Origin of the sequence: Vibrio sp. OPT18, from assembly GCF_015163615.1 — a bacterium.
Taxonomy (GTDB): Bacteria; Pseudomonadota; Gammaproteobacteria; order Enterobacterales; family Vibrionaceae; genus Vibrio; species Vibrio coralliirubri.
This window is the reverse complement of record NZ_JADDYK010000048.1, coordinates 163,557-167,770: the sequence shown is the minus strand read 5'-3', so window position 1 is coordinate 167,770 and position 4,214 is coordinate 163,557. Positions and strand designations below refer to the sequence as shown.

Sequence of the window (4,214 nt, the reverse complement as noted above, 5' to 3'; positions counted from 1 at the left end):
TCTCTTTGCCCTTCTCGTAAAGAGAAAGTGGTTTATGAGCGTTAGCTACGTCTGATAAGAACTTAGCGTGTTCGCCGTTAATGTTTTCAGCTACATAGATTAGGAACTCTTTGTCAGCCAAAATACATGACATACGACGACGGCTACCATCAAGAACTTCAATCTTACCGTCTTTGTTCTTACGACCAACCGCTGGGTATTGCTGACCACGTTCTTTCAATGTTGTAAGAACATCAGAAAGCGCATGCTCGTTTAAGAAAGATTGCTCACGAGCATTCTCTTCAAAAACAACCGTTCGAGTTGCCACTTCAGCCGCGGGGATTCGAACCAATTCAAATGAAACCAAATCTTCGCCAGCAACAGAAAGTTCAATCACTTGAGCTTGTTCTTTTGCCGCTGTTTGCGCTTCTTGTGGTGTTGCTACGCGACGTTTGTTTGCTTTACCAAATAGCTTTGCATTTAAGTCAGATGTTTTAATTGCCATTGTTGTTATCCCTGATTAAGTGAAGGCCAATTGCTATGTAATACGCGCTCTAATTCTAGAGCACTTTTTTGTACTGCGTCTTGAGCAACAGCTAGAGTTTTCTTACCGCCCTCAAAGTCGCTCACCGTTAGATCGAAAACCGTGCTGTAAGTGTCGGCACAGGTTTCAAAAGCACGGCTTCTTGGAATGGTTGCCATCATTACTTGGTCATTTAACAGGTAGTTCATTTCCGTCAGAACTGACACTTGTTTCTTGTTGTCGTCTTCAAACATGGTTGGCATTAGACGAACAAATTCGAGCCCTTTCCAGTCATCCGGGAACATTTCGTAAACCGTTGGTAAGTGCTGGAAGAAGTTAACCGTTGAAGCCCAATCCAAACGCTTAGCAGCACATGGAATCAGAAGTGCGTTCGACGCGTACATTGCATTCCATACTAGAGGGTCAACGTGCGGGCCGGTATCAATCATAATCACATCGAAATCATCGGCGATTTTGTCGATTAGCTTCTCTTTTAACAGACGAACAATATCAAGTGACTGATCTTGTGAAAGGCTTTGCCACGCTTCAGCATTAAACATCGCATCTTCTGGGAAAGCAGAAATTGTCTTCAGATTTGGATACTGAGTTGGCAATAGTACGTTCTTACGAAGAAACTCTAGATCGACGTCTTGGCCTTCAGGTACGTTGTCCAACATGATATCGACAGCAGAATAGATGCTGTCGTGCTCTGCCCCACTAATTTGTGGATTTAGGAACAGACGCAAAGAGCCCTGTGGATCCAAGTCAATCAGACAGATACGGTAGCGCTTATCCAAATTCAGAGACAAACAAGCGGCTAAGTGAACTGCTGTCATTGATTTGCCCGTACCACCCTTCTGGTTTTGTACGTTGATAATCCATGGCTTATTGTCAGCGTGCTGCTTACGTTCATGGAACTTTGGCACTTCTGCCGCGTCCATCAACATGTGAGCTTCTGTCAATGAAATCGAGTAATGATTGGCGTTGTTCTTTGTAAACTGATGGCCATCAGCTTCAAGTTTAGTGATCGCTTCATCGAGTTTACGACGCGTTAAACCAGAACGAGTCTCCATCATAGCTTTAGACATTGGAGGGAAATGTTCATCACTTCGCTCTTCCAAAATAATCTCAATTCGGTCAGCCTGAACTTGTTGAGTTTGTTCGGCTAGCTGATAGAGCTTATCAATCGTTTGTTCTCTTTTCATTGCCAGTTTCCGTAATGATTAACTAAGTACAAATTGTACAGCGATTAACAACAAACACAACAAAAACATGAACATACATTTATGAGCAAAATCACATAAAATAGACCGCGTTTTTACAATTTGATGAAACATCGCCTTAGACAACCACAAAAATCACAGTTTTTATCATGCATAACCATGTTATTTCCAGCCTACATTTAAAATGTTACAGCATCACTTATTTACAATGTAAATGGAATTTCAGAGAAAAACCTTCGGAACGATTGAAATACAACCGTAGATTACGGTTGGTGTGATTTGCATTCGAATTTATAGATTTTCAATACAATAAAAATTAAAAAACGCTCAATGAACAAAAAATTCAAAACAGAAGAGAAGATGGGGTGTCAAAAAACAACAGAGGATTGGAGCCTAACCGGAAGAATGATCATGGAGTACATCCAGTGTAAGATAATTAATAACGCCAAATTATGAAGCATGATCAAGGCGTAAACTGAGCAATATTGATCCGAGCAACTGCACATTGGAAATGATCAACTTCCGGAAAAATGATCAAGTAAACATAGTTCCGGAAGCATGTAATTTATGAGCTAAGTTACGGACAAATGCTTTTGGAATGGGGATTCAACGCCTATAAGGGCTCAATGATTGAAAATTCAATCGACACAGACCGAGAATACATAAACATGACAATTTCATGATCATGCTTCCTAGTTAAGACCCACCAGCGCTAAATACATCAAAGCAATCCATTTCCAGCGGATACAGACTAAATTTTGCACTCAATAAGGTAGGAACGATAAAAAAGTATGCTCTCTTGATCATTGTTCCGATAGATTGGCCACCACAAGTGTCCACTTAGACAAGTCAAAAGCGACTTAGAAACCTATGTTGAATTCCGATCTGTGGATAAGCTGTATAAGTATAATGATCATGCTTTCGAACCAATAATGATCATGCTTACAATGACTTAATGATCATCGTTCTGATGTTCTGTGATCATGCTTTCTTAAGTTTAATGATCATAGTTTCGGAACCTTTATGATCATGCTTTCCAAGGCGATTTATTTTAATACTTTAAATTCAGCCACTTAAAAGCAAAGTTGCGTCCAGATCATTAGATCACTTAATCATTTAAGATCATATTAATCAAAAAGATCAGTTATTTAAAAGCCAATAAATTCTCTTTATTTATGATCATTCTTTCTTTATTATTCTGGAACTATAGTGAGATTACGGTTAGTGTGATACGGATCAAAAATGAAACCAGAAGAGAAATTGTTAATTAAGGCACGAAGCCACAAAGATGGTCATTTATTTGAGGTATCTGAAACAGCCGTTGAATGGATAGAACAATATCAACACTTCAAAGGTGTCACCAAAAGCATAGTTGAGCTTCTTAACCTAATTTCACTTCGTGGGTTTAGCAGCAAAGACGGGTACGTTTCCACCACTGAGATTATTGAATCAACCGATGGTCAGGTCACTCGCGCGGCCTTACAGCAAAGGCTGAGAGCAGCAGTCAATATCGGATTGTTCAAACAAATCCCCGTTCGCTTTGAAGAAGGCCTTGCTGGTAAAACCATGTTACATCGCTTTGTGAACCCAAACCAATTGATATCGGTACTGGGTGCCACCAGCTTAGTGACAGAAAGCGTGAAGCAAAATGAAAAGCAAAAGCGCTCTAAAGCCCTAGCTCAAACCAAAGTAAACAAGCGCTTACTGAATGAACATGGGTTGAATACCCCACCAACGATGAAAGATGAAGCGGATCAATTCATTGTTTCGCCAACCAATTGGGCGGGGATTATTGATCAAGCGTTAGCGCCACCAAGAACTCGTAAGAGCTACCAGAAATCTATGGTTTCGATCTCTGGCACTCGAGCTGTGATCGAGACACGATCTTCTAAAAATATCATGACCGTTGACGATCTGATGACGCTATTCGCGTTATTCACGCTCACCGTTCAATATCATGATCATCACCAAGATGATTACCATCTAGACGCGAAACACACGCCGAACAAAACACCACTCTACATCACTGATATTTTGTCTTTACGTGGCAAGAAAGACAGCGGCCCTGCACGAGATTCAATCCGCGACAGTATTGATCGTATCGAATTCACGGATTTCCAACTGCACGAGCTTACAGGCCGTTGGCTTAGTGAGAACATGCCAGAAGGCTTTAAGAGTGATCGTTTCCGATTCTTAGCTAGAACCATTACCGCATCGGAAGAAGCGCCTACAGAGGGCTCTGACGGCGAAATTCGCATTAAACCGAACCTATACATCCTGGTTTGGGAACCCTCGTTCTACGAAGAGCTGCTGACACGTGACTATTTCTTCCTATTTCCGCCAGAAATCCTGAAACAACATACCTTGGTCTTCCAAATGTATTCGTACTTTAGAAGCCGCATGGCACGTCGCCATTCAGATAGCATGTTGCTCAGTGAGCTCAACCAGAAATTGGCGCGTAACATCGATTGGCGTCGTTTCTCGATGGA

General features: G+C 41.3%; 3 protein-coding genes. 1 reads left to right on the top strand and 2 read right to left on the bottom strand.

Features of this window, described 5'->3' with window-relative positions:
• Both IQQ51_RS27000 and IQQ51_RS11740 read right to left on the bottom strand, forming a co-directional pair.
• A partial coding sequence (locus tag IQQ51_RS27000; protein ID WP_228012825.1) for a ParB N-terminal domain-containing protein occupies positions 1–484 on the bottom strand: 484 nt, incomplete at its 3' end.
• Between the two features lie 5 nt (positions 485–489).
• On the bottom strand, positions 490–1,707 hold the full coding sequence (locus tag IQQ51_RS11740; RefSeq protein ID WP_017061213.1) for a ParA family protein: 1,218 nt from the start codon (positions 1,705–1,707) through the stop codon (positions 490–492).
• 1,260 nt (positions 1,708–2,967) lie between these two features.
• Between IQQ51_RS11740 and IQQ51_RS26995 the strand changes: the two genes are divergently transcribed.
• A partial coding sequence (locus IQQ51_RS26995; protein WP_228012824.1) for a replication initiator protein RctB domain-containing protein occupies positions 2,968–4,214 on the top strand: 1,247 nt, incomplete at its 3' end.